The organism is Glutamicibacter sp. JL.03c (assembly GCF_025854375.1).
Lineage (GTDB): Bacteria > Actinomycetota > Actinomycetes > Actinomycetales > Micrococcaceae > Glutamicibacter.
Genome location: NZ_CP107575.1, coordinates 433,248 through 458,810, shown reverse-complemented (window position 1 = coordinate 458,810; position 25,563 = coordinate 433,248). Strand labels below are relative to the sequence as shown.

20 protein-coding genes are annotated in these 25,563 nt (G+C 60.4%); 13 read left to right on the top strand and 7 right to left on the bottom strand.

Features of this window, described 5'->3' with window-relative positions; translation table 11 throughout:
- Positions 1-11: 11 nt before the first annotated feature.
- From OF385_RS02105 to OF385_RS02080, 6 genes are all read left to right on the top strand, one after another.
- Entirely contained in the window at positions 12-485 is a 474-nt protein-coding gene (locus tag OF385_RS02105) for a hypothetical protein (RefSeq protein WP_264276766.1), read from the top strand.
- Entirely contained in the window at positions 469-771 is a 303-nt protein-coding gene (locus OF385_RS02100; RefSeq protein ID WP_264276765.1) for a transcriptional regulator, read from the top strand. Before OF385_RS02105 ends, OF385_RS02100 begins: the two co-directional genes overlap by 17 nt.
- A 752-nt stretch (positions 772-1,523) precedes the next feature.
- Positions 1,524-6,188, top strand: coding sequence for an ATP-dependent helicase (locus OF385_RS02095; RefSeq protein ID WP_264276764.1), 4,665 nt, complete (start codon positions 1,524-1,526; stop codon positions 6,186-6,188).
- 25 nt (positions 6,189-6,213) lie between these two features.
- Positions 6,214-7,065 carry a DNA-formamidopyrimidine glycosylase family protein gene (locus tag OF385_RS02090; RefSeq protein WP_264276763.1) on the top strand — a complete coding sequence of 284 codons (852 nt, stop codon included), beginning with the start codon at positions 6,214-6,216 and terminating at the stop codon, positions 7,063-7,065.
- Between the two features lie 11 nt (positions 7,066-7,076).
- Positions 7,077-8,090, top strand: a complete 1,014-nt coding sequence (locus OF385_RS02085) for a pseudouridine synthase (RefSeq protein WP_264277839.1) — start codon at positions 7,077-7,079, stop codon at positions 8,088-8,090.
- 74 nt (positions 8,091-8,164) lie between these two features.
- A complete protein-coding gene (locus OF385_RS02080; RefSeq protein ID WP_264276762.1) occupies positions 8,165-9,064 on the top strand; it encodes a hypothetical protein in 900 nt (299 codons plus the stop codon).
- Positions 9,065-9,087: 23 nt separating this feature from the next.
- Here the strand turns inward: OF385_RS02080 and OF385_RS02075 are convergent, their stop codons facing one another.
- Together OF385_RS02075 and OF385_RS02070 are read right to left on the bottom strand one after the other, a co-directional pair.
- The gene (locus OF385_RS02075; protein ID WP_264276761.1) at positions 9,088-9,864 is read right to left on the bottom strand and encodes an SDR family NAD(P)-dependent oxidoreductase; all 777 of its coding nucleotides are present in this window, start codon (positions 9,862-9,864) and stop codon (positions 9,088-9,090) included.
- A 140-nt stretch (positions 9,865-10,004) separates the two neighbouring features.
- Positions 10,005-11,453 (bottom strand): MDR family MFS transporter, encoded by a 1,449-nt coding sequence (locus tag OF385_RS02070; protein ID WP_264276760.1) that lies wholly within the window; start codon positions 11,451-11,453, stop codon positions 10,005-10,007.
- Positions 11,454-11,660: 207 nt separating this feature from the next.
- Between OF385_RS02070 and OF385_RS02065 the strand changes: the two genes are divergently transcribed.
- Positions 11,661-12,200 carry an NUDIX hydrolase family protein gene (locus tag OF385_RS02065; RefSeq protein WP_058256218.1) on the top strand — a complete coding sequence of 180 codons (540 nt, stop codon included), beginning with the start codon at positions 11,661-11,663 and terminating at the stop codon, positions 12,198-12,200.
- An 8-nt stretch (positions 12,201-12,208) separates the two neighbouring features.
- On the opposite strand, the gene OF385_RS02060 is transcribed toward OF385_RS02065, so the two are convergent.
- The gene (locus tag OF385_RS02060) at positions 12,209-13,294 is read right to left on the bottom strand and encodes an FUSC family protein (RefSeq protein ID WP_264276759.1); all 1,086 of its coding nucleotides are present in this window, start codon (positions 13,292-13,294) and stop codon (positions 12,209-12,211) included.
- Positions 13,295-13,427: 133 nt separating this feature from the next.
- Between OF385_RS02060 and tgt the strand changes: the two genes are divergently transcribed.
- Positions 13,428-14,726: a tRNA guanosine(34) transglycosylase Tgt gene (gene tgt / locus OF385_RS02055; RefSeq protein ID WP_264276758.1), complete on the top strand. Its 1,299-nt coding sequence runs from the start codon at positions 13,428-13,430 to the stop codon at positions 14,724-14,726.
- Positions 14,727-14,804: 78 nt separating this feature from the next.
- Here the strand turns inward: tgt and OF385_RS02050 are convergent, their stop codons facing one another.
- The 4 genes from OF385_RS02050 to OF385_RS02035 all read right to left on the bottom strand — a co-directional run bounded on the left by OF385_RS02050 (position 14,805) and on the right by OF385_RS02035 (position 18,333).
- Positions 14,805-15,260, bottom strand: coding sequence for a GNAT family N-acetyltransferase (locus tag OF385_RS02050; RefSeq protein ID WP_264276757.1), 456 nt, complete (start codon positions 15,258-15,260; stop codon positions 14,805-14,807).
- A 9-nt stretch (positions 15,261-15,269) separates the two neighbouring features.
- Positions 15,270-16,871: a DUF6297 family protein gene (locus OF385_RS02045; RefSeq protein WP_264276756.1), complete on the bottom strand. Its 1,602-nt coding sequence runs from the start codon at positions 16,869-16,871 to the stop codon at positions 15,270-15,272.
- Complete coding sequence (locus OF385_RS02040; RefSeq protein WP_264276755.1) at positions 16,861-17,556, bottom strand: ABC transporter ATP-binding protein; 696 nt, start codon at positions 17,554-17,556, stop codon at positions 16,861-16,863. Before OF385_RS02040 ends, OF385_RS02045 begins: the two co-directional genes overlap by 11 nt.
- A gap of 66 nt (positions 17,557-17,622) precedes the next feature.
- Positions 17,623-18,333, bottom strand: a complete 711-nt coding sequence (locus tag OF385_RS02035) for a queuosine precursor transporter (protein WP_264276754.1) — start codon at positions 18,331-18,333, stop codon at positions 17,623-17,625.
- Between the two features lie 352 nt (positions 18,334-18,685).
- Between OF385_RS02035 and OF385_RS02030 the strand changes: the two genes are divergently transcribed.
- The 5 genes from OF385_RS02030 (at position 18,686) to OF385_RS02010 (ending at position 25,495) form a co-directional block, all read left to right on the top strand.
- Entirely contained in the window at positions 18,686-19,393 is a 708-nt protein-coding gene (locus OF385_RS02030; protein WP_264276753.1) for a TetR/AcrR family transcriptional regulator, read from the top strand.
- Positions 19,394-19,518: 125 nt separating this feature from the next.
- Positions 19,519-20,133 carry a hypothetical protein gene (locus OF385_RS02025; RefSeq protein ID WP_264276752.1) on the top strand — a complete coding sequence of 205 codons (615 nt, stop codon included), beginning with the start codon at positions 19,519-19,521 and terminating at the stop codon, positions 20,131-20,133.
- A gap of 35 nt (positions 20,134-20,168) precedes the next feature.
- Positions 20,169-20,990, top strand: a complete 822-nt coding sequence (thiD, locus tag OF385_RS02020) for a bifunctional hydroxymethylpyrimidine kinase/phosphomethylpyrimidine kinase (protein WP_264276751.1) — start codon at positions 20,169-20,171, stop codon at positions 20,988-20,990.
- 370 nt (positions 20,991-21,360) lie between these two features.
- Positions 21,361-21,849, top strand: coding sequence for an FBP domain-containing protein (locus OF385_RS02015; RefSeq protein WP_264276750.1), 489 nt, complete (start codon positions 21,361-21,363; stop codon positions 21,847-21,849).
- A 361-nt stretch (positions 21,850-22,210) separates the two neighbouring features.
- Positions 22,211-25,495, top strand: a complete 3,285-nt coding sequence (locus OF385_RS02010) for a S8 family peptidase (protein WP_264276749.1) — start codon at positions 22,211-22,213, stop codon at positions 25,493-25,495.
- The last annotated feature ends 68 nt before the right edge of the window (positions 25,496-25,563 follow it).

Here is a 25,563-nt window from a genome sequence, read left to right as displayed (position 1 = left end):
AAGTGGGTGTCATGGTTTCGCCAAATGATCGTCCGGGACAAGATGACGCAGCGAGACTGCTGCAATCTGTAGCGCAAGAATCAGAACAGATGGTTAAGGCCTCTGAAACCCCGCGTGGTTTGCTCACCAGCGTCGTCGCGGTCTCCGCTGTGGTCTTCACGCTGATCCAGGCCTATCCACCACAGGCTTTTTGGCTAGCACTGCTCTATCTTCCAATAATCCTTTGGTATGTTTTGGCTCAACGGGGTCGTGCAAAACCACTCACATTCATCAACAGTCCAAGTCTTACGACAGGAGCTTACGCAGGATATTTCTTTCTATGCATCCTGCTGATCAATTGCCTCAGATTCTGGGACGCTGCCCGAATGGAAGAAGTTCTCGCGAAAATTCTTGTCACTTTCATCAGTGGCATGTTCTTGATGACCAAGATGCAAACCGCCTACAACAAGGCGCGCGTCGAGGACAGCAATGACCAAGCCAACTAGCAAGGCTCAGTTTGATGAGCTGATCCATGCTCCATTGCGATTACGGATTTGCGCAAGCTTGGCCCCTGTCGAATGGGCTGAATTCGCGCAGCTCAAGCAGAATCTAGGAGTTGCGGATTCGGTACTCAGCAAGCATCTGAAGCAGCTGGGCGATGCCGGTTACGTTGATATTGAACGGTTCACGAAGCTGGGCCGCAGCCATGTGCGGGTCTCGCTAACTTTGGCAGGGCGTCGCGCGTACGTCGGGCATGTCGCTGCGTTGCGTGAAATTACTGCAATTAGGTAGTTGCACCCCATCCACAAACAAGCGGCCACGATTGACATTGGACATACTAGCCATGGATAACGATCCGGCCCGGCACCCATTTCCAATGAAGCTTTGAGACGCCGGCTCCAGACAACCTCACGATCAAGCTGGCCGGTTTCAATAAAGAGCTGAACCCGGTGCGTCGAGGCGAGGCCAATGCAAGACCATCGGCGCGCGCGGAGCTGAATCCAGCTTTCTGCCAAAACAGACCAGACCTGCGGCTAAACAGCCACGCTTGGTTTGCTCCAGCAGCGACAACTCGTTGCAGCGCAAATTCGGCAAGCTCAAAGCCTATTCCGCCCCGCGTCGTCCGGGAGCTACCGCAACACTTCAAAACAGTGCGTACTGGCCGTCTTCGCTGCTGTCCTACCCTGTGGTGGCAAAATGCGTCCCGTCGTTTCATCACGTGAGATCCACGAATGCACGTTAGACGAGACCAGCCCACTCACGGTGAGGTCAGTGATGCTGAGGAATTCTGAAATCTCGACGATCTCGACGTTTGTCGCACGAACAAGATTGAGCATCCTTCAACGCTAGCTATCAGTGGTTCAATCCTCGAATTATGACCATGTATCTATAGGAAATGCTGTAGTCCGAGGGCATCCCCCGTGACGCTCCGGCATATGAACCTAAATGCAAGATTTAAAAATCCGCTGGCTTTGCTCGTGCTCGAAGATTCTTGAAGTAGTGCCGTTCCCGAACTGTCCTATTGAGAACGTAGTATCGATTCCATGAGTGATGTACTTTCCCGCTTCGGTGCGGCCACCCGCAAGTGGTTCACCGATGTCTTCTCTGCGCCGACGGTTGCGCAGCGTGGCGCCTGGGAATCCATCTCAGATGGCAAGCACACTCTGGTCATCGCTCCGACTGGTTCGGGCAAGACCCTGGCGGCGTTCCTTTGGGCTTTGGACCGGTTGCACCACGCAGAACTGGACACTCCAGCTTTGCCGGGTTTGGAGTCCGATGCGGATCATCCGGCAGGCAATGGCACCAAGGTCCTCTACATTTCTCCGCTGAAAGCCCTGGGCGTGGACGTTGAGCGCAACCTGCGCTCCCCTCTGGCCGGCATCCGCGCAACCGCCCATGAAATGGGCTTGTCGCAGCCTTCGGTGTCCGTGGGCGTACGCTCCGGCGATACCCCAGCTAACGACCGGCGCAAGCTGCTCAAGGATCCACCGGAAATCCTGATCACTACGCCTGAGTCGCTGTACCTGATGCTCACCAGCCAAGCCCGCAAGACCTTGGCGCAGGTGCATACGGTCATCATCGATGAGGTCCACGCCATCGCCAATACCAAGCGCGGCACCCACCTGGCGTTGTCCTTGGAACGGCTCGATGCGTTGCTCCCCACCCCGGCCCAACGCATTGGCCTGTCAGCCACGGTTGAACCGCCCGAGGAAGTCGCCCGTTTCCTGGCGGGTTCAGCACCGGTGAATATCGTGCGCCCTGAATCCACCAAGAAGTGGGAACTGGCGGTCCGCGTCCCAGTCGAGGACATGACCGATCTGCCTTCGGCAGCTGGTGCCCACGATCTGGGACCTGGCTCCTCCCCGGCAGCATCGGCCAGCATCTGGCCACACGTGGAAAACCAGCTGGTGGACCTGGTGCTGGAAAACCACTCCACCATTATCTTCGCCAACTCCCGACGGTTGGCCGAACGGCTGACCGGCCGGCTCAATGAGATCTACGCCGAACGCGAGGGGTTCAGCACCGAGGATTCGTCTACGTCGACTCCGGCGGCGATGATGGCCCAGGCCGGATCCACCCCGGCTTCAAACCCGGACGCACCCCTGCTCGCCCGAGCCCACCATGGCTCAGTCTCCAAGGATGCGCGCGCCCAGATTGAAGAGGACCTGAAGCTGGGCAAGCTGCGTGCCGTGGTCGCCACCAGCTCACTGGAACTGGGCATCGATATGGGTCTGGTGGATCTGGTCATCCAGGTTGAATCCCCCAACTCCGTCTCCTCCGGCCTGCAGCGCGTAGGCCGTGCCGGACACCAGGTTGGTTCTGTTTCCCAAGGCATCTTCTTCCCCAAGCACCGCGCTGACCTGCTCTCCACCGCACTGGTGGTCACGCGCATGCGCCAGGGATCCATCGAAAAGATGGTCATCCCGGCCAACCCGCTCGACGTTTTGGCCCAGCAGACCCTGGCCGCGGTAGCCATGGAAGAACTGGAAGTCGAGAGGTGGTTCGAGACCGTGCGCCGGTCAGCGCCCTACCAGCAGCTTCCGCGCAGCGCCTATCTAGCCACCTTGGACATGCTCTCGGGCAAGTACCCCTCCGATGAATTTGCCACGCTCAAACCACGACTGATCTGGGACCGCGATGCGGGCACGCTCTCGGCGCGCCCAGGAGCCCAGCGTCTCGCGGTAATTTCCGGCGGCACCATTCCGGACCGGGGGCTTTTTGGCGTCTTCCTTGCGGGTGCCGAAGATGACAAGGCACCCAAGCGGGTGGGCGAGCTGGATGAGGAAATGGTCTACGAATCGCGGGTGGGTGACGTCTTTGCCCTGGGTGCGACCAGCTGGCGAATCGAAGACATCACCCATGACCGGGTACTGGTCACCCCGGCCTTCGGACAGCCCGGAAAGCTTCCGTTCTGGCACGGTGATGGACTGGGACGCCCGGTGGAACTCGGCGCAGCCTTGGGTGAATTCACCACCAGCTTGCTGGCCAGCGAACGCACCGAAGCGTCAGAGGTCTTGCGCACCGGCGGGCTGGATGACTTCGCAGCCAATAACCTGCTGAACTACCTGGGCGAGCAGCGCAGGGCTACCGGCCAGGTGCCCAACCACCAGAACTTCGTGATCGAACGCTTCCATGATGAGCTCGGCGACTGGCGAGTCATCCTGCACTCCCCCTTCGGGCTGGCGGTCCACGCCCCGTGGGCACTGGCCGTGGGTGCGCGCGTGCGCGAACGCTGGGGCCTGGATGCCTCGGCGATGGCTGCCGATGATGGCATTGTGCTCCGCATTCCTGCCATGGATGACCAGGCGCCGGGAGCGGATCTATTTGCCTTTGAAGCCGATGAAATCATCGACGTGGTCACTTCGCAGGTTGCCAATTCCGCGCTCTTCGCCTCCCGCTTCCGCGAATGCGCGGCTCGCGCATTGTTGCTTCCCCGGATCAATCCGAGCAAGCGCACGCCATTGTGGCAGCAACGCCAGCGGGCTAGCCAGCTGCTGGATGTCGCTCGGAATTACCCGGACTTCCCGATCATCCTTGAAACCGTGCGCGAGTGCCTGAACGACGTTTATGATCTGCCGGCCTTGTCTGCGATTCTGTCCAAGGTCTCTTCGCGCGCTATCCGGCTGGTTGAAGTGACCACCGAGCTGCCTTCGCCCTTCGCCCAGTCCCTGCTCTTCGGCTACGTTGCACAGTTCCTTTACGAGTCAGATGCGCCGCTGGCCGAACGCCGGGCCGCCGCGCTGAGCCTGGACCCGGTGCTGCTCGGCGAATTGCTGGGCCGCAATGACGTCCGTGAAATCCTTGATCCTCAAGTCATCGCCGGGCTGCAGGAACAGTTGCAGTATCGGGCTGAGAATCGGCGCTTGTCCGGCATGGAAGGCGCAGCCGACCTATTGCGTCTTTTGGGCCCTTTAGGCATAGAGCAACTGGCCGCCCGGCTCCGAGATCCGAATGATGACAGCGCGCCACTTGATCCCGCGGTGGCACGGGAACATGCCGAGTCGCTGGTTGCCACCCGGCGTGCCTTCACCCTGCGACACAATGGCACCTTGGCCTACGCTGCAATCGAAGATGCCGGTAAGCTGCGCGATGCCCTGGGAACCCCGTTGCCCACGGGAATTCCGGCGGCGTTCTTGGATCCGGCGGCTGACCCTATCCAGGATCTGATCTCGCGCTTCGCCCGAACCCATGTTCCTTTTACGCTCACCGAAATTGCCAGCGAGCTGTCACTGGGCGTTGCGGTATTGCGACCAATGCTCGACCAGCTCGTAGCCGCTGGCCGGTTATCGGTCGGAGCTTTCCGTCCGGTGGAGATTGTCCCGGAAGGCATTAGCGGTGATGAATACTGCGATGTCCAGGTGCTGCGCACCATCCGCACCAGGTCCCTGGCTGCCCTGCGCGCGGAGGTGGAACCTGTTGATCAAAATACCTATGCCAGGTTCCTTCCGGCCTGGCAGCAGGTGGGTTCAACGCTCAGCGGCCCCGACGGTGTTTACGAGATCGTCGCCCAGCTCGCGGGGTCCGAAGTTCCCGCTTCAGCGCTGGAGTCCTTCATCCTTCCTGCCCGGCTCAAGGGATACCAGAGTTCCTGGCTCGATGAACTGTGCAGTGCCGGTGATGTTCTGGTGTGCGGTGCCGGGGCGTCCGGCGGCAAGGACGGCTGGTTGTCGTTGCATACCGCGGAGCACGCAGCGCTCTCCCTGCCGACCCCTGACGCAAGCGACCTGCAGGCGCTGGATCTGCGAGTGCTTGAGGCCTTTGAAGCAACCGGCGCCTACTTTGCTGAAGAACTGGCCGCGCGTATCCATCATCCGGACAAGCCTCCCTTGAGTGCCACCGATATCGCCGAATCTTGCTGGCGGCTGTTCTGGGCAGGCTACATTTCACCTGACACGCTGGCCCCGATTCGCGGATACTTGGCGGGCGGAAGCACTGCGCACAAGATCGCCAAGCCAGCACCGCGGGCCAGGGCCGCCCGGTTGAACCGGCTCTCGGGCCTGAACCGGCTCGCTCAGGAACACGGCGGTTCTCCGATGCGCGGTCCGCGCGGTTCGGCACGCTGGTCCTTGCTTCCCCAACCGGTGGCGGACCCGACTATTTCCGCGCACGCTAGCGCCGAAATCATGCTGGAGCGATATGGCGTGCTCACCCGCGGCTCGGTCGCCGCTGAAGCGGTACCCGGGGGATTTGGCCAGCTCTACCGTGTGCTGTCCAAGCTGGAAGAGGCCGGGCATGCCCGACGCGGCTATTTCGTGGAAAAGCTGGGTGCGGCCCAGTTCTCCACTTCGACCACCATTGACCGCTTGCGCGGATATCAGCTATCTGAGGATCCGCGTCGTCAGCCCGTCGCGGTAGTCCTCGCTTCTACCGACCCGGCCAATCCTTACGGTGCGGCGTTGGGCTGGCCAGCCACGCAAACCGGACATCGCCCCGGACGCAAGGCGGGAGCCATCGTCGGATTGCTGGATGGCCAATTGTGCTTCTATCTGGAACGCGGGGGTCGCACAGTATTGACCTTTGCCCAGCTTCCCGAGGAGTCATGGAATATCGTCGCCATGCACCTGGTGGCGGCTCTGCGTACTGCGAAGGTGGAGAAAATCGCTATCGCCACCGTGGACGGGCAACCGGTTCTGGACCATCCGGTGGGAACCGCGCTCTTGGCTGCCGGATTCTATTCAACGCCGCAAGGCATTCGATTTCGGCGCTGACTGACCGGCAGAAAGAAGAGCGCTCATGCCCGAAGGTGATTCCGTTTATCGCGCCACGGCCCGGCTCCATCACGCGCTGGCCGGCCAATCCCTGCTGTCCTCGGACTTTCGTGTTCCGGCGTTGGCAACTACTGATCTCACGGCTTATGCAGTGCATGAGGTCGTTCCCGCAGGCAAGCATCTGCTGATGCGACTGCGACCGCCGACGATTGAGTCCCCGGTGTTTTCCGCCAAGCCGTTGACCTTGCATTCACATCTGCTGATGGAGGGCCGTTGGGATCTCTATGCACCCGGGGAGCGCTGGAAGAAACCGGCGCACACCGCGCGGGTAGTGCTCAAGACCGCAGCGGTCACCGCCGTGGGCTTTGACATTGCCCAGGTGCGGCTGGTGCCTACTGAGCAGGAATCCGACCTAGTCGGCCATCTGGGACCGGATCTGCTGGGCGCGAATTGGGATCCGGTGCTGGCCGCAGATAATCTGCGCCGCGATCCACACCAAGGCATCGGCCAAGCGCTCCTGGACCAGCGGATCATGGCGGGCGTGGGCAATGTGTACCGTTGCGAGATCCTGTTCCTGAGGCGTTTGCATCCGTTGACCGAAGTCGGGCAGATTGCTGATCTGCCAGCGGTAGTGCAGATCGCCCATCGTCTCCTCAACGTCAATAAGGACCGGGCACGTCGTGTGACCACCGGCCACGAACGCACCCGGGAACCACTGTGGGTTTATGGCCGCGCCGGGAAACCTTGCCTTCGCTGCGGTACACGTATCGAGCTACTCAAGATCCCTTTCACACCCGAAGGCGCCGAGCGGGATTGCTACTGGTGCCCGCATTGCCAGCCAGCGGTCTCAAGCCCTGGCGCAAAGATGAAAGAATAGCCTTCATGGCTATGGAATCCCCGCTCCCCGTTCGCAACGGCGTGAATGCGACCCGTTTGCGTCTCCCGCAGGATGGCGGATGGGCCACCGTGGCCGATTATTTGCTGGAGCGCTTTGGCCATGTGGACCCCGAAGGCATACTGCGACGCTTCGACAACCAGGAAATTGTCGGGCTCGGCGGAGTGCCGCTGGACCGGCAGACCCCGATGGGCGAGCACGAGTTCATCTGGTACTACCGCTCGCTGCCGGTAGAAACTTCGATACCTTTTGAAGCGAAGGTCCTGCACCAGGATGAGCATCTGCTGGTGGTGGACAAGCCGCACTTCCTGCCAACCACACCCGGCGGACGATTCATCCAGGAATCAGCACTGGTGCGTCTTCGCAACCGGACCGGCATCGACGATCTTGTGCCGATGCACCGGCTGGATCGGGCTACCGCAGGAGTCATCCTTTTTGCCGTCAACCCGGAAACCCGCGGCGCCTACCAGATGCTTTTTGAGCGCCGCGAAATCAGCAAACGGTACAAGGCCGTCGTCGCCTTGGAACCGGGAGACGGCCTGGACACCGGGCGAGTGCTCCAGCCCAATGGCGAACACTCATTGGTCAAGGACGAGGCGCAATTGCGCGAGCTTCTTGATCGGATGCCCATGATTTTCGAGAACCGCATGTCCAAGGTCAAAGGCCAGCTGCGTTCGATCGTGGAGGACGGTGCACCGAATGCCAAGACCCTCATTGACGTCGAAGCGGTGGGCCGCAGCGCTGGCCACCATGCAGGATTGGAGGTGGCCTTGATGGATCTGAAACCCCATTCCGGCAAGACCCACCAGCTGCGCGTGCACCTGGCATCGCTGGGCCTGGGAATCATCAATGACGCGTTTTACCCTCGTTTATGGGATCTGGCTCCGGACGATTACCAACGCCCGTTGCAACTGCTGGCGCACACTATTGCCTTCACCGATCCGTTGACCGGAATCGACCGTAGTTTCAGCTCAGCCCAGAAGTTGGCTGAATCGCCCGTCGCCTAGCGGTGCTTCTCAACGCCAGCGAACTGTCCTAGGCTGTTTCTGATAACTCAGCAATCGTTAGGGACTGAAGCATAATGGCCGAGCAGCATCCGACCCCGCCAATCGATTCGCTGACGGAGCCCGGCCAGCTGGCTACGCCTGCCACCCCAGCCGAGCATGATTTTGTCCTTCCCTACCCGGCTCCGGATGATCGCCCGAATCCCGAGGTCGAGCCCTTCGACAGGATCCGTGGCTACCTGTTGGCTGCAGCAGCCCTCTTGCTGCTCATCACATCCCTGGTGTTCTCATCCTCGATGGATGGACGCGATCGCACTAGCCTGATCGATAGCAGCATAGTCGCGGCCATACTTTGGCCAGTTGCGGCGGTCTTCCTGCTGGCCAGCGCCGCTTTTTCGCTGAGCACAGGCCAGCTCTCGGCTCGCCGGCAACGCGTCATCAGCCCCTTCGCCATCAGCTCTTCAGCTCTGGCTGCCTGCGCCATCACCCTCGCCGCCGGGTTCCTGCAGACAGCCGCAGCAGTGGTCGCTACCCTTGCTTCGCTGTTGGCGCTGGTCGGAGTGCACCAGCTCAATCGAATGACAGCGCGCAACAGGAAAGAGCATTGGCTCACCGATGCTCCACTAAGTTTCCTGGCCGGTTTTTCCATGGCCTACACGCTGCACTTGTGGTTGGCCGTGGCGGGCTGGAACGATACCAGCCATAACCTGCAGATCGCACTGGTCGCCGTTGCCGTGTCCCTGCTGGCCGCCGGGTACGCGCATACCGAACGCGGGCGCCACGCGCTGGCCGGCGGTTTCGGCATCGCCATGATTGCCGCCGCCATCACTGGGTGGCTGAGAGGCGCGACAGGACTATGGGTGGCGGCGATCTGCATTCTGATGTCGTTGCTGGTGTTCCTCATGGCCGAAAACCGCAGGTTCCGGATCAGCCACGCGGAACACCGCGCCCAGCGCGGCAAGCCCGTAGATTTCTAGAACTTGCCGCTCTGGTATCAGCTTTAGCGCGGCGCCATGCGGATTGCCCCGTCAATGCGGATGGTTTCGCCGTTGAGCATCGGGTTGGCAACAATGTGTTCCACCAGCGCCGCATACTCGTCGGGACGTCCCAGACGCGATGGGTGCGGCACCTGCGCGCCCAATGAATCCTGGGCTGCCTGCGGCAGGGAATCCATCATGGGCGTGTGGAAAATGCCTGGAGCAATGGTCATGACCCTGATCTGATGGCTGGCCAGCTCGCGCGCCAGCGGCAGGGTCATAGCCGCCACGGCCCCCTTGGACGCGGCATAGGCCGGCTGTCCGATCTGCCCATCGAAAGCCGCGACCGAGGCGGTATTCACGATGACGCCGCGTTCGGTTGTCCCGTTGGCGTCCGTGAGCGCTTCGCTATGCACCATGGATTCAGCGGCGAGGCGCAGCACGTTGAACGTGCCATTCACATTGATATCCAGCACCTTGGAGAATCGTTCCAGCGGCAAGACGCCCTCGCGGCCCAGCACCTTGCCAGGTGTGGCCACGCCGGCGCAGTTCACGACGACGCGCAGCACGCCAAGTTCTTTGCAGCGCTCGATCGCGGTGGCTACCTGTTGCGGATCGGTGACATCGGCCGGGGCATAGCGGACATTCGAGCCGATCTGCGCGGCGATTTCATCCCCGTCTTCGCGTGGCAGATCCACGATGAGAACATGTTTGGCCGTGGCCGAAAGCTTCTGGGCAGTGGCCCGTCCCAGGCCTGAAAGCCCTCCGGTGACCAGCGCGACCGAATCCTGCAACTGCATGCTTACCCCTTCGTAGTCAGTACACTTATCAGCCAGCCTACTGCCGAGTCACCCACCGCAACAGAAGTCGACAGGGGCAAGAGTCAAAAATTGCCGGATGCTCATCAAGAACATCCGGCAATCTTTGAATCAGGGATCGGTTAGTGCTTTTCAGCCGAGGCAGGCTCAGCGTCGAGGCTCACCAGATCCTTCTTGCCGCCCAGCAGGAACCCGATGATGATAATGCCAACGCTGCAGCCGGCACCAATCAGGAAGCCAGGCTGGAATCCTTCAACGGTGGCGGTCAGCTGGTCGCTGCCTGCAGCCAGCTTTGCCGTCGTGGTCGCCGCGACCACGCCCACCAGCAGCGCGGTGCCCATGGCACCGGCCAGCTGCTGCAAGGTGGAGAGCAATGCCGAACCGTGCGAGTGCAAGTGGTGCGGCAGCGGGTTCAGCGCGGTGGTGAACGCCGGGGTGAAAATCAGCGCCAAGCCCAGGCTCATCACCAGGTGCAGTACCACCAGCAACCAGATCGGGGTACTTTCGTCCAGGATCAGCGCGTAGCCCAGCAACGAGGCCAGCAGGATGATAGCGCCGGGGACGATCAATGGGCGAGCGCCCAAGCGGTCGTACAGCTTGCCGACCATCGGAGCCAGAATACCCATGAGCAGGCCGCCGGGAAGCATGATCAAGCCGGTGGTCAGGGTTTCGATGCCCAGCACGTTGGTGAAGAACATCGGCAACAGGATGATCACGCCGAACAGGGAGATCATCGCGAACATCATCAGCAGCAGCGAGAGCGTGAAGTCCTTGAAGCTCAGCGGACGCAGGTCCAGCAGGGCCTTGTCTTCCTTCTGCAAACGCAGCTGCAGGAAGACGAAGGCGGCCAGGCACAGCAGTGCCACCACGAGGATGGCGATATTGGTTGGGGTAACGCCTACGGACAGCCGGCTCAGGCCGAAGACCAATCCGCCAAAGGCCGGGATGGCCAGGACCACCGAGGTCACCGACAGCGGAGTGGACGCGCCGTCAACCTCGTTGGACAGACGCGGGGTGCCGATGATCAAAGCGGCGATCGCGATCGGGATGATCACGATGAACATGAAGCGCCAGGACAGGTACTGCAAAATCAGTCCCGAAAGGGTCGGGCCGATGGCAGGAGCCACCGAGATCACGATCGAGACGTTGCCCATCAGCACGCCGCGGCGTTCGGCCGGAACCAGGTGCAAGATGGTGGTCATCAGCAATGGCATCATGATGGCGGTACCGCAGGCCTGGATGACGCGGGCTACCAGCAGAACTGTTAGTCCCGGGGCCGCGGCGGCCAGAATGGTGCCCAGCGTGAACAGGCCGATGGCCAGCACGAAGACATTGCGCACGCTCAACCGCTGCAGCAGGAATCCGGTCATCGGAATCACTACTGCCATGGTGAGCATGAAGATGGTCGATAGCCATTGGATGGCATCTGGGGTGACGTTAAATTCGTGCATCAGAACGGGCAAGGCCACGTTCATGATGGTCTCGTTCAAGATAACCACGAAGCTGGATACGATCAGCACCGCAATCGTGGTGAAGTTCTTTTTGCTCAGTCGTTCTGGAGCGTTCGTCACGGCAGGATTCTGCTTCCACGAGTAATCGAAAAGGGATGCGCTGTCCAAAGCCTGCAACGAGCGCGCAGACAAGAGATTGGGATAGCTCAATCAATTTTATCCGGTGAACTCCACCGGCACTAGGGTGCGCCGAGACCCAGTTGGTGAGTTCCGCAACACAGATACAGCTTCATGGCTAGAACGGGGTTTGTGTACGAAGATAGAACCATGAACGTGCGCACGCCTGATCCCTATCCCGGATGGCTCTCTGAAGAAGACCTCTACGAGGCGCGTCAGCGCCTGCCGATGCTCTACGTCGAGGCCATCCCGGTTCGCCTTGACCCGCTGGGCTATGTGAACGAAGTGGGCCTCTTGCTCACCGGTGACGACGACGGCCGCATGCTGCGGACCTTCGTCTCCGGTCGCGTCATGTACCGCGAAACCATTCGCGCCGCCTTGATCCGGCACATCGAAAAAGACCTGGGCACCATGGTGCTGCCGCAGCTGCCAGCGTCCCCGGTGCCTTTCACCGTGGCCGAATACTTCCCAGCCCCGAGCGAAACAGGACTGACCGACGACCGCCAGCACGCTGTCTCCATGTGCTACATCGTTCCGGTCCGCGGAGAGTCCACCCCGCGCCAAGATGCGCTGGAACTGACCTGGCTCTCGCCTGCCGAGGCCTTGAGCTCAGATATCCAAGGCGAATTCGCCGGTGGCCGTGAAAATATTCTCCGTCAGGCATTAGCCCACGTCGGAGTCAATATCTAACTTCAGCTTCAGCTCTTGGGATCGAGGCCCTGCTTGCGTTTGAGGACCATGCCGAACCAACTTCCCAAGAGCACGCCAAGCATACCCACGGCACAGCCAATCAGGGTTTCAACCACACGGTCGTAGATGACCGCCCCACTGAGCCCGGTCACCAAGGACACTCCCACCAAGGCCATGGGCGTAACGAAAATCTGCGCAAAGAAGTAATTGCGCATCACGAACATCTCTGTCATGAACTGGCAGACGGCGATGAAGGCCATCAGGACCCACACCTGTGGGTTGAGCCAGATCAGCAGCGCCATCAAGATCATGCCCACCAAGGTCCCGAGCACGCGGTGCACGCCGCGGCGGATGCGCAATCTGGTGGTGTGGCCGACCAGCGGCACGACCGCGGCAACCATGGCCCAATAGTTGTGGCCGGCCGATAATTGGCTGCCCACGGTATTGGCCAGGATTCCGGCCACCCCGGCGGAGAGAATGTAGAACAGGCCCTCCCAGCAGATCGCCTTGCGCACGTTATCGGACAGCGGCGGCAATGGGGTGCGTTCCCAGAGGTTGGCCCACTGGCCCAAGGCTCCAGCCGAGCCGATCACCACGGCCAGCAGGATGGTCAATGCCGCGACCAGCAGGGCTTCGCCCATGGCTGCCGGGTGCGGGATGGAGGCAATGGCAGCAAAAGCGAAGATGTGGAACAAGGATCCGCCCGGACGCAGCCGCATGAAGCCGACCAGCACCGAGCAGATGCCTGCGACCAGGGTGGTTGCGCCGACAATCTGCCACTGCATCACTTCAGGGTTGCCATGATCAACCCACCAGTACGATGCCGACAGCGCCAGGGCGATGACAACAAAGAACAAGAGACCAGAGCGGACCTGCATGCGCAGCCGGTTCCAGTAGCCGTCGACTCGGCCGTAGACCCCGGTGAAGGCGCCGAAGACGGCGAAAACCACGAGGTCCAGGCGGTCAATGGCGAAAAGGGTGATCAGCGGTGCGAAGACGCCGATACCGGTGCGCAGCCCGATCCAATGGTCATTGCGGGCCGGCCCGAGCGTCATCAGCGCTTTTGTTGATTCCTTCAGTTTCTCCAGGCCCACAATTTCCTTCCGTCGCGTTGGACACAACAAGTACCTCCCATTATTCGCTCATGGCCTTGTGAGGGGCTAGGTTTATGGGCGGATTGGCATTGTCGTTTTCCTCACCGGCGGGTTAATACGGCAGACTTGGTACGTGCCCGAAAAGAACTTTGACCCCAGTGCCCCGCATGCCCACCAGGAAGAATTCGGCTTTGAAGTCGGAACCCGGCTCACTGCACCCGATGGCTCGCCGATGTTGGGCCGTACCGGAGTCATCCGTACGCCGCACGGCGAAATCAAGACTCCCGCTTTCATCGCTGTGGGCACCAAGGCGACGGTCAAGGCGGTGACCCCGGCCCAGGTTGAAGAACTTGGAGCCCAGGCAGTGCTGGCCAACGCCTACCACTTGTACCTGCAGCCAGGTGCCGACATCCTCGATGAGGCCGGCGGCCTGGGCAAGTTCATGGGCTGGCACGGCCCGACCTTCACCGACTCCGGCGGATTCCAGGTGATGTCCCTGGGCTCTGGCTTCAAGAAAGTCATCGATATGAAGTCCGTCGACCAGTCAGGTCCGGATGACGCGGTGGCACCAGGCAAAGAACGCTTGGCCAATGTCGATGAGGATGGCGTCTGGTTCAAGTCCCATCTTGATGGCACCAAGCACCGCTTCTCCCCGGAGATCTCCATGGGAGTCCAGCATCAGATCGGCGCCGACATCATGTTCGCCTTTGATGAGCTGACCACGTTGCAGAATTCGCGCGGCTACCAGGTCGAGTCCCTGGAACGCACCCGTCGTTGGGCCGAGCGTTGCATCGCCGAGCACTTCTCGCTCACCGACACTCGCGAGGGCAAGGATTACCAGGCACTGTTCGGTGTCATCCAGGGAGCGCAATACGAGGACCTTCGACGCAAGGCCTGCCAGGATCTCGGAGCCATGGCCTTTGACGGCTTCGGTATCGGCGGCGCCTTGGAGAAGGAAAACCTGGGAACCATCGTTGGCTGGTGCGCCGAAGAGCTCCCGGAAAACAAGCCCCGCCACCTGCTGGGGATTTCCGAGCCGGATGACATCTTCACCGCCATTGAAAACGGTGCCGACACCTTTGACTGCGTCTCCCCTACCCGCGTGGCCCGCAATTCCGCGTTCTACACCCCGTGGGGCCGATTCAACTTGTCCGGGGCCCGCTACAAGCGCGACTTCACTGCGCTGGTGGACGGTTGCGAGTGCTACACCTGCCAGAACTTCACCCGCGCGTACATTCACCATTTGTACAAGGGCAAGGAACTGCTCAGCCACACGCTGATTTCCATCCACAACGAGCACTTCACCGTGGGCCTGGTTGAGTCCGCTCGCCAGGCGCTGGAAAACGGCACCTTCTTCGAGCTCAAGGATCAGGTCCTGGCCAACTACTACGCCGGGAAGCCAGATCCGCAGGGCCAGCCGGCCTCGAAGTAAGCGGCCAAGCGAACTGCAAGAGGCATCATTTTCCGCTGCGTGAACTGCTGGGCGGGAAATGATGCCTTATCTTCGTGATCAGGCCGAAGCTTCGACGGCTTTTCTGATCATGGGCAGATGCATGATCCCGTCATCGTCGAAGTCTTCGCCACACCGTTCGAACCCGAACTTCCCGTACCAGCTTTCGAGCTGGGTTTGCGCGCCGAGATGGATCTGGGCGTCCGGACGGCACAAGGCCACCGCGCGTTCCATCAGCTGCCCGGCGAGCCCGCGGCCGCGGGCTTCGACCTTGGTGGCCACGCGTCCGATATGCGGTTCTTCCCCATGAACATCGAGAATGCGTACCGTGCACAGGATTTCGCCATCCTCCCACGTGCTCAGGTGCACCGTGCCTTCGGCAAGATCCAAGCCGTCAAGGTCCGGGTAGCAAGAACGCTGCTCAACAATGAAAATGTGGGTGCGCAGTTTCAGCAAGGCATACAGCCGCTCGGTATCGAGATCCCCGGGTGCTTGAACGGCAATTTCCACGCTCATCATCTCGTCCTATCTGCGCATGCTTCTCGGAAACTCTTCGACTAGCAATCGTAGAGCAGGAAGGGCGAATAGCAAGGAGATCATCCACAGCGGCCAAGCGATACCCGTTTGCGGGCTCAGCGCCAAAGCGAACAATGGGACCAGGCTCGCCACCGCGCGAACCAATGTGGCGAGTTCGCCGAAAAGGACAAGGGCTACTGTCGTATCGCTGGTGGCTGCGCCCAGCAGGCTCTCCCAGTCGCGTTCTTTCCGCTGGGCATGTCCGAGGCTGGCAGCCGCAACGCCGAGGGACCCGACGACGACTGCGGCGCACCACCACCAGAAGCCGCCGAGGCTCGCAACGCCCAGCAGTCCTAGTCCCCCGGTCAATAGGCCCAACGCCACGGCGCTGTAGATCACGGCGAATAGTGCTGCGCTGCGCTTCAATTTCGCAGCTGGCCGTCCCAGATGTTGTGTCAGCTGCCGTTGTGTCAGCAGCGGTGCAATGACTCCCGAGACATTGATGGTCAGCAGCACGCCGAGGCCCAAATAGAAGACCACCGCGCTCAGCGGGTTCGCGACTTGTTCGACGGTGGCTGCCAAGGCCATCACCAGCAGCAGGTAGCCACCAGCATCCTCCCAATATCCTCCGCGAATCCAACGCAGCACCAAGATCCGCCACGCGACTGGCAGATTCGCGGTGACCCGGCGGCCCCAGCGTCGCCGTCGGCCTATGGCGGCAGTCGACGGAGCGGTGCCAGCCCGCCCGTCCGCCTGCATCAAGGCACCTAGGACCCGCTGCTGGGATTCGCCAGATGACCGCAGGGACCTAGAGCCAATACGCCGGGTGCGCTGTACTGCCCACCAGACGCTCACAACACCCAGTGCCAGCAGTATCGCAGCAGCGCAGATCCAGGCGGGCAATTCCAGCACGGAACCAGCCATGGTTTCCAGCGCGCTGTGCGCCCATTGGTTCTTGGCGGTCAGCAAAGCCCAGACGACCACGAGCACTGCAACAATGGCCGCAATGCCTCGCCCGATCCAGCGTTGCGCACGACGCTGCAGCCCAAAACTTTGAATCACTACTCCCGCACTGGCCAAGACGATGCCGGCAAGGGCGAAACACACTAACGCGCAACCTGCCAAGAGCGGGTCGAAGGCACCGGCTAGCCCATACAGCACGATCAGCCAAAGCACACCGATGAAGGCGCTTGCGAATATCCCGATCAGAAGCGAGTTGCGCAGGGCGCTGCCACGAAGGGCTGATGAGCTAAGCGGCAGCGGCAACCACCAGTCGGCTTTGGCTGCGTTGACCGCTACCGGCCCTAAGTTTATGAGCAGCCTCAACAAGTAGATGGCTCCCAGCGCCAGCAGCACAGGCGATAGCTCTTGGAGGCTCCATACCGCAGTTGGCATCTGCCGGTGGGCTAGACCCTGTCCGAGCAGCGCGAAGATCAGTCCGAAGATCGCGCTGAACAGGTAGGCCAGGGCCACAATCGCGGCCAGCACCCATACGTAGGCGTCCGAGAAGCTGTCAAAGCGTTCCGAAAAGTTCCGTCGGCGCTTGGCGCGGAGGATGAGCTGCTGCGGATCAAAATCAGACGTTTGGGCCGAAATACCGCTATCGCTCAAGCCACTGCGCTCCAGCTTCGGCGTCGAGGATTACGCCCTGGTCTTCGTTAAGGAGCAATGCGCTATCCAGGCTCTCGCGGAGCAGTTGCGGATCATGGGTAACAACCAGCAGCGTAGTTCCGGACTGCCGCAAAAGGGCCAGCCGATCATAAAGTTTCTGCCTGATTCGAAGATCCAAGCGCTGTTCGGGTTCATCCAGCAGCACCAGTTGCGCGGGCCTGATCAGGGTTGCGGCCAGCAGCACCTTGCGCCGCTGGCCTGAGGACAGTTCGCCGGGCAGCAGGTCTGTGACAGCATGCAATTCGAAAAAGTCCAGTTCCTCATCTACCTTCTGCTCCCACGCGGCAAGCCCATGGCCGCGAGCCACCAACTCGAGATGCTCAGCGACGGTGAGTTCCTCGAAGAAGGTTCCGTCGGTGATTTGGACGGCTACTTGTCTTCGGAAGGTTATCGAATCTTCATCCACTGGCAGCCCCAGGAATTCGACTTCGCCGCCCACCGGTGGCAGGTGGCCGAGGATGGTGCGGATGAGCGTGGACTTTCCGCTGCCGTTAACCCCGATAATTCCGGTGCCATTTCCTGCGGACAGCTGCAGATTCAGTGGGCCGAGGATGGTCCGCTGCGGATATCCTATGGTCAGTTCCCTGGCTTCCAACTGGTATCCAGAGCTCTGACCTGTCTGCATACTGACTACGTTAGCCGCCGGGTACAGCTGTGGGCATCGTCCTTGCGGATGATGCCCACCGATGTGTTAGCTGGCGATTGCGGCTTGGATGTACCCTGGTTCGCGTTTCTTGAACCACCGGATCACCAGCGAGGTCACTGGCACCAGAATGATTTCCACCGCCGTCTTGTAGACGAAGCCGACGACGACGTAATTGATGAAGTTCGGCACATCGCTGATTCCGATGACCGGTGCCGCAATGGCGCAGAAGATCAGGGTGTCCAGGAATTCCCCGACGCCGCTGGAGCCGATGAGGCGTCCAACCAGCCCTCGTTCGCCGGTTCGTTCCTTGAGCTTGACCAGCACCCAGGAGTTGGCGAATTGCCCTACGAGGAATCCGCAAGCAGAAGCGAGAACGATTTGCCAGATTGGCCCCAAGGTCCGTTCCAGCGCTTCTTGCCCGTCGTAGAATTCCGCGGATGGCAGGTGGATCATGATCCAGAAGGAGATCACCGCGAAGAAGGCCAGGGCGAAGGTGAGGATGATCGAGCGTCGCGCGGCTTTCAGTCCGTACACCTCCGAAATGACATCGCCGAGGATGTAGGCCATCGGGAAGAGGAAGAATCCGCCATCGGTGATGATCGGCCCGAAACTGACGCCTTTGGAGGCACCGATATTCGAGAGGATCACGATCGCGCCCATCAGGGTGAGCACCGTGGAGAAGTAGGGTGAACCGGCCGAAGCGAAAACCGCTTTTTTGGTCTTGGTCAGATTATTGGCGTCGTTGATTTCGCCCATGCTAGTTGTCCTTGTCAAAGTGGTTCGCCAGAACTATGCCTCGGAGGCATGCTCCCCCGCCAAGAAGAAAAGGGAGAGTTTTGCCTGCGTGCTGTTCCGCTGTATTAGCACTTACCTAGCAAGTATCCCATGGTGAGCTCTGCCAATCCCGAATTGCTTTAGCGAGCAACCAAGTTCTGAGAATCGACAATCTCGACAATGAGCATCTCACTAGAAACTCTTCGAAACAGTAATTCGAGGAATCAAATCTGACCGTGACCACCATCCCGCGCATCCGCATGAATAATTTCATTTTTTGAACGCGTTCAAAAAATGCTAGACTGAACGTCACCGCATTTCTCTTGAAGGGCCGATGAGCATCCAACCACGCACTGAAAAGGGCCGCCAGACGCAAGCCAAGCTCCTGGCGACCGCCTTGGACTGTTTTGCCGAGGACGGCTACCGGGCCTCGAGCATGCGGGTTATCGCCGCCAACGCCGGGGTATCCCTATCGCATGCGTACTACTACTTCCAATCAAAGGAAGACATCGTCGCCCAGCTGTTGTTGAACCTCCGCGCTGAGCAGTACGAGTACTGCCAAGGCGCGTTCGACGAGGGCAATACCTTGGAATCCAATATCCGCGCGGTACTCGATGCCGGGGTCCGCGTATTGGCGCCCTATCACGAGTTCGGCCCGGTCTTCTTGAAAGTCCTGCTTTCCAACGAACACGCGAATGAGGAAGTCTCGAGGATCGAGCTCTCGCTGTGGGAGCAAGCGGTTGCCGGCGCCCGCCCACTGCCCCCGCTGGGAATCCGCCGCGATCTGCCGAAATTCCTCCTGCTCGTGTCGCGGCATGTTTTCTCCGCCTGGGCCTATGACCAGTCCGCGCGCCAACGCCGCTCCCGCACTCTCATGAAGAACATGGCGCCGGTGGTGGCAAAGTTCGCTGTGCTATGTCGCCTGCCGGTGGTGCGTTCGCTTTTCGAAGACATCCTGGCCCTCATGGATCCGCAAGAGGAAGATGAAACCGGGATGAATCCTCCGGTTCGTTCCGTCCTCAGAAGGCCCAAGGCTTCCTAGTTCCCAGGCGCCGAGGCGCGCCCCCTGCAACGTGGCAACACAGTTGAGTATTGCCCGGATTTTAGGCGTAAAGTCAGTGTTGCCGATAGGTAATCCCCATCGAACCAAAAGGAGAACGCAACACCATGAGCTCAACCGCGCGGACGTTGCCAAGCTGGACCAGCGACTACGCATTACTTCGCGACCGTATTGCATCCTTCCCGAATCAGCAGGAAGTTCGTTCGGTAAACCAGGACGGGGACGACGTAGAAATCCTGCGCTACTGGCCCAGTGCTTCATGGAACGCACCTGAAGATGCCCAACGGCTGATCTTCTTGGGCCCTTCCGATGAGAGCACCCGGGCAGGCTTGCAGAACCGGGGTTGGCAGCACAGCGCCACCATGCACCTGCTCGCCGGAAAGCCCGAGGACGTTGAGCAGGTGGTCAAACTGGCCGACACCTCGGGGCTTTTTGAAGCGCCAATGGATAACTACGACGTCGTCGAGGTCACGGATTTCGACCGTCCGGTAGCCCGTGGCCGCATGCATTTCGGCTCGACGTACGGATTGCTCAGCGATCCAGACCTGTTCTCCCCCGATGACCCGGATGCAGCTCGCCGTGCCGTGCTGGCCAACTTCGCCGGCTCCGCTTTCAGCCATGGCCTTCCTTGGCTGCTGTTGGTTGCCACAGAAGAACACGCTGCGCAGCTAGAGGTCGGCTGGTCCAAGGCGACCGAACTGACTTTTTGGCAGCACAATTAATTCGTTCCCAATCCGCACTACTTCTAATTGAGACTATGACTAATACAAACACTGTTGATCCAGCCATCACTTTGACCATCGCCGGCTCCGAAGCCACCGGTGGCGCAGGCGCCCAGGCAGATTTGAAGACTTTCCAGGAACTGGGAACCTACGGCATCGTAGCGCTGACCTGCATTGTCTCTTTTGACCCGAAGGATTCCTGGAACCACCGTTTTGTCCCAGTGGACCAGCAGGTCATCGCCGATCAGCTCGAAGCTATCCAGACCTGCTACGAAGACAAGCTGGGCACCGTCAAGCTGGGCATGATGGGGTCCCCTGCAACCATCAACACCGTGGCCACCGCTCTGAAATCCCAGAAGTGGGAGAACGTCCTGCTGGATCCGGTGCTGATCTGCAAGGGCCAGGAACCAGGCCACGCTCTTGATACCGATGAAGCGCTGAAGGCAGAGCTGCTGCCATTGGCCACTTTCGTGACGCCAAACCACTTCGAAGCCGAGCAGCTATCCGGAGTGAAGATCAGCACCGAAGATGATCTGATCGAGGCCGCCAAGAAGATCCACGAAATCTCCGGCGCTGCAGTTCTCGCCAAGGGCGGCGTCCGCATCGCTGGCGAAGACGCTGTTGACGTGTTCTACGATGGCACCACCTTGGAAGTGCTGCGCGAGAAGAAGATCGGCGAAGTTGCAGTTTCCGGCGCCGGCTGCTCATTGGCCGCCGCGGTCACCGCGGAACTGGCCAAGGGCGCAACCGCTCTTGAAGCCGCACGCACCGCGAAGGCGTTTGTCACCGAGGGCATCCGCAACCGCGTATCGGGCAACACTCCGTTTGATGCGCTCTGGCAGGGCGGACGCCGCTAGACAACGCGTCCCGTTGGACGAATCTTGATGCCGGTCGTATCCCTAGCAGATGCGACCGGCATCATGGTTAAGCGTGGGCCTGCCCATTGGCATCCTCCAATGACTCTTGCTACGGTAGTTGCAGTGCATCAATCATCGACGCGTGGATCAGCCACGGGAAAGGGCGGCCGGCTATGCAAGCCACTTTGACGCTCAACCCGTTCGTCTGCGTGTCGAACGGGGCCAGCAAGTAACTTCCTCCTCAGGCCGTCGCCTTCAGGAATTCTTCCGCTACCCGTTTCTTCCACTTCGTTGCAGACCTCATCTTTCCTTTTTTGACTAGTGCTTCCGTGCGCCCTCTTGAGCGCGCGCGAATTCCTTGAGGATTATCATGCAGCCCATTACCGAAAAAACCATCCGCTCTTCCTTCATCAACGCCAGCCGGCAAGAGGCCAAGAAGCTGACCCTGCCGGAAGACTTCAGCACCCTCGACTGGGACTCCCTTGAGTACCTGGGATGGCGGGACCCCAAGATGCAGCAGCGCGGCTACCTGTTCCACACCGATGAAACAGGACGCACCCGAGGCATCCTGCTGCGCCCCACCGATGGCGGGCGCAAGCCGAACAACGCCACCATGTGCGAGATGTGCCGAGACGTCAACATTCCAGTTGCAGTGGGCATGTGGACCACGCGCCGGGCCGGACAAGCCGGCCGAGATGGTGACACCCTGGGCACATTGATCTGCCTGAACTTCGAGTGCTCACGCAATGTGCGCATCCCGCCTCCGAAGAATCCGATCTACCCGGATCCGATGGTTGTCGTCGCCGAGCGCATCGAGCTGCTCGATGAGCGCGTGCACAGCTTCTTGAACCGACTGTAGAAGAGCCGCGGAGCATTCCGCGCCCGTTAACACCAGACCCGTCCAGCGCTAGCCAACTGCCGAGTAATAAAACGTCGATTTTTTTCTAAAAAATCTGCGTGCTCAACCGCTAGCACTGGGCGGGTTTCTCGCGGTGGTGAGCGGATTTTATTGTGAAAGACCTTATTCAAGCCGAATGCCGTTTACAGAATATTATTCAACAACCCCTTGATATATGCTGTGCGTCACTTAGGATTCCTAGCTATAGGCTTTCGTACCAGCGGACTAAAGCCTCGGACGATCATCAAAGCTCGCACCGCTTTGCCATTTTCGCCCGCCCGTGACGGGAGCAGTACCGCTACCCAGCCCAGCTAGGAGAACCATGGTCACTCGGCGCACGCAACGAGTGCCGCGCCTGATTTTGGGGTCCGCCACTGCACTCGCAATGGCAGTCACCCTTTCAGGCCCGGCAAGTGCAGCAGGCATTCCCCAACCAGCAGAAGGCGAACAGGCTTTCTCGCTGCCGATCAGCAGCTCCCAGGCGCTGTCAGATCTCAAAGTTTCAGGACCACTAGCCAAGGCCTCCGGCAAGGTCTCGGTGTTCGTACAGCTTGAAGGAGACGGCGCGTTCGAGACCATCAAGAAGTCCGGCAAGAAAAAAGATGCCGCCAAGGTCAAGAAGATGGGCAAGGACGTCAAGGCCAAGGGCAAGCAGCTCGCCGCCGAGTCCAACTCGACGATCATCTACACCACGCACAATGCACTGCAGGGCGTGGCGCTGACCGGCGAAGCCGACGATCTTCGCAAACTTGCACAACGCAGCGACGTAGCAAAAATCAGCTCCATCGTTCCTAAGAAGCCATCCAACCGCAGTTCCGTGGTTGACACCGGCGCTCTGGAATCATGGAAGTCGCTGGACAAGACCGGCGAAGGCATCAAGGTCGCGGTCCTGGACACCGGCGTTGACTACACCCACGCAAGTTTCGGCGGCCCCGGAACCCTGGAAGCCTACAAGGAGGCCCAGGCTTCTGAAGAACTGCCTTCCACCGACTCCGGTCTGCGTGATGGCAACAAGTTCATCGGCGGCTGGGACCTGGTTGGCGATGACTACAACGCCAATGATGCAGACGAAAGCTACCAGCCGATCCCGCACCCGGACCCCAACCCGCTGGACTGCGAGGCAGCCGGCCACGGCTCCCACGTCGCAGGCACCACCGCTGGCTACGGCGTGAATGCCGACGGATCCACCTTCACCGACAACTACGCCGACCTGGATGCCAAGGCCCTGTCCGAAATGAAGGTCGGCCCAGGCTCGGCACCGGGCGCGCAGCTGATCGGCATCCGCGTCTTCGGTTGCGAAGGGTCCTCCTCCGTGGTGGGCCAGGCACTGGATTACGTCCTGGACCCCAACGGCGACGGCGACTTCTCCGACCGCGCCCAGGTGGTCAACATGTCCTTGGGTTCGGATCACTCACCGACCGAAGACCCTGAAAACGACATCGTGGACGCGCTGACCAAGGCCGGCATCCTCTCGGTCGTCGCTTCGGGCAACGCCGGCGATGTCACCGACGTCGGCGGCTCACCGGGCAACTCCCGCTCGTCGTTGACCGTTGCCAACTCGGTAGGCTCCCACGTCACCCTGGACAAGATCCAGGTAGACGAGCCGAGCGATGTCGCGGGCACGGCGTCGGGCCAGTACTCCGCAAACTTCAACTACACCAATGCCGACCCGGCAAAGCTCTCCGGTGAAGTTGTCATGGCCCCAGCCGGCAATGAATATGGTTGCGACGCATTCGAAGCAGGTTCTCTGGAAGGCAAGTGGGTTTGGCTGAAATGGAGCGAGAACGGCGAATTCCCTTGTGGATCCGGCGCTCGTTTCAACAACGCTGAAGCCGCCGGTGCCACCGGTGTGCTCCTGGATTCCGAAGCAAACCTGTTCGACGCCGGTATTGCGGGCAACGCCACCATCCCAGGTGCCCAGTTCACCTTGGATGAGTCGCAGCGACTGCGCCCAGCTGCAGAGGCTGGCACGCTGAAGGTGACCCTGTCCCCTGATTTTGTTGGCGGTTCGTCCAGCGAATCCGGCGCCGGAGACACCCTGAACTCCTCGTCTTCGCGAGGCGTTCATGGCACCAACGGCGTGGTCAAGCCTGACGTTGCCGCACCGGGTACGCAGATCGGCTCGGTAGGCGTCGGCACCGGTACCGGTACCGCTGTCATGTCCGGCACCTCAATGGCCACCCCACTGGTGGCAGGCATCGCGGCCCTGGTACTTGAAGGCAGCGACTACACCCCGTATGAGGCCAAGAGCGTCATCATGAACACCGCGGCCACCGACATCAAGGCAGCCAATGGCGAAGCCTACGGTCCAAACCGCGTAGGTGCAGGCCGGGTGATGGCCGATGCAGCACTGCAGACCCCAGCTTTCGCTTATGACTCCGAAGCACCGGATCTGACCAGCGTGGTCTTCGGCGTCATCGAACTCGATGCCAAGAAGCCGTACACCGCCCAGCGCAAGATCACCGTGGAAAATACCAGCGACAAGGCCCAGACCTACAAGGCCGACTACGTTGCTTCCACCCAGATCCCCGGCGCGACCTACACCTTGGACCGCAACAGCGTCACTGTTCAAGCCGGCAAGACTGCCCAGCTGACCGTGACCCTGGCTGTTGATCCACAGAAGTGGGCCAAGACCATCGATCCAACGATGGCCACCACCCAGTCCGGCCTGTCCCGTGCCTGGCTTGCCGATGCTACCGGTCGCGTTGAGCTGACCAGCAGCGACGCACCCACCCTGCGCATCCCGGTTCAGGCCGCTCCGAAGCTGACCGCCGACATGTCCGGTTCGGTCAAGAAGCTGAAGAAGGGGTCGAACACCACGACCCTGGATCTGAAGGGCAAGGACATCACCGCCGGAGAGGGCGCCACCGAAGTGACTTCGCTGCTCGGCGCCTTTGAACTCGGTGCCTCCAGCGACCGCGATGCTTCGCTGGATTCGGTCCCGGCAGCAGGTTCCATGGACCTGCAGTATGTTGGCGCTTCGAGCACCGCACCGCGCACCGGCGTGGCCGATGGCCAGCTGAACATCGGCATCTCGACCTGGGATAACTGGGCTCACCTTGCCGGTGGCACCGAGCTGGATGTCGAGATCGACACCAATAACGATGGCAAGGCTGACTTCGTCACCTTCACCGCCGCCATGGATGAGGTCGACCTGGATCTGGCCGCGACCTTCGATCTGAACACCGGCGAACAGGTTGACCTGCAGCCAGTGAACGGCGTGCTGGGTGATGTTGATACCAACAGCTATGACACCAATACGGCGATCCTGCCCGTATCGCTCTCGGCCCTGGGCCTGAGCGATGACTCGGACGAGATCTCCTACCGTGTCCTCGGCTACTCCTGGTACAACACCGACGATGCCGGTTCGATGGTTCCCGTGGATCAGACCGACTGGATCAAGTTCAACGCGGTGACCCCGCAGGTTGATTTTGGTGCAGAAGGTTCGCTGTTCACCGACCTGAAGGGCAACAAGATTCCGGTCACCGTTGCCGATAGCACCAAGGCTTCCAAGGCGCTGCTGCTGCACCTGCACAACGCCAGCGAGGACCGTGCACAGGTACTGGATATCGTTTCCGGTAGCACCGGAAAGCCGAAGAGCAACTAGCTTCCAGCTTTCCTGAGACCAGATCCGGGGCACTTCCTAGCGAGTAGGAAAGTGTCCCGGATCTTTTT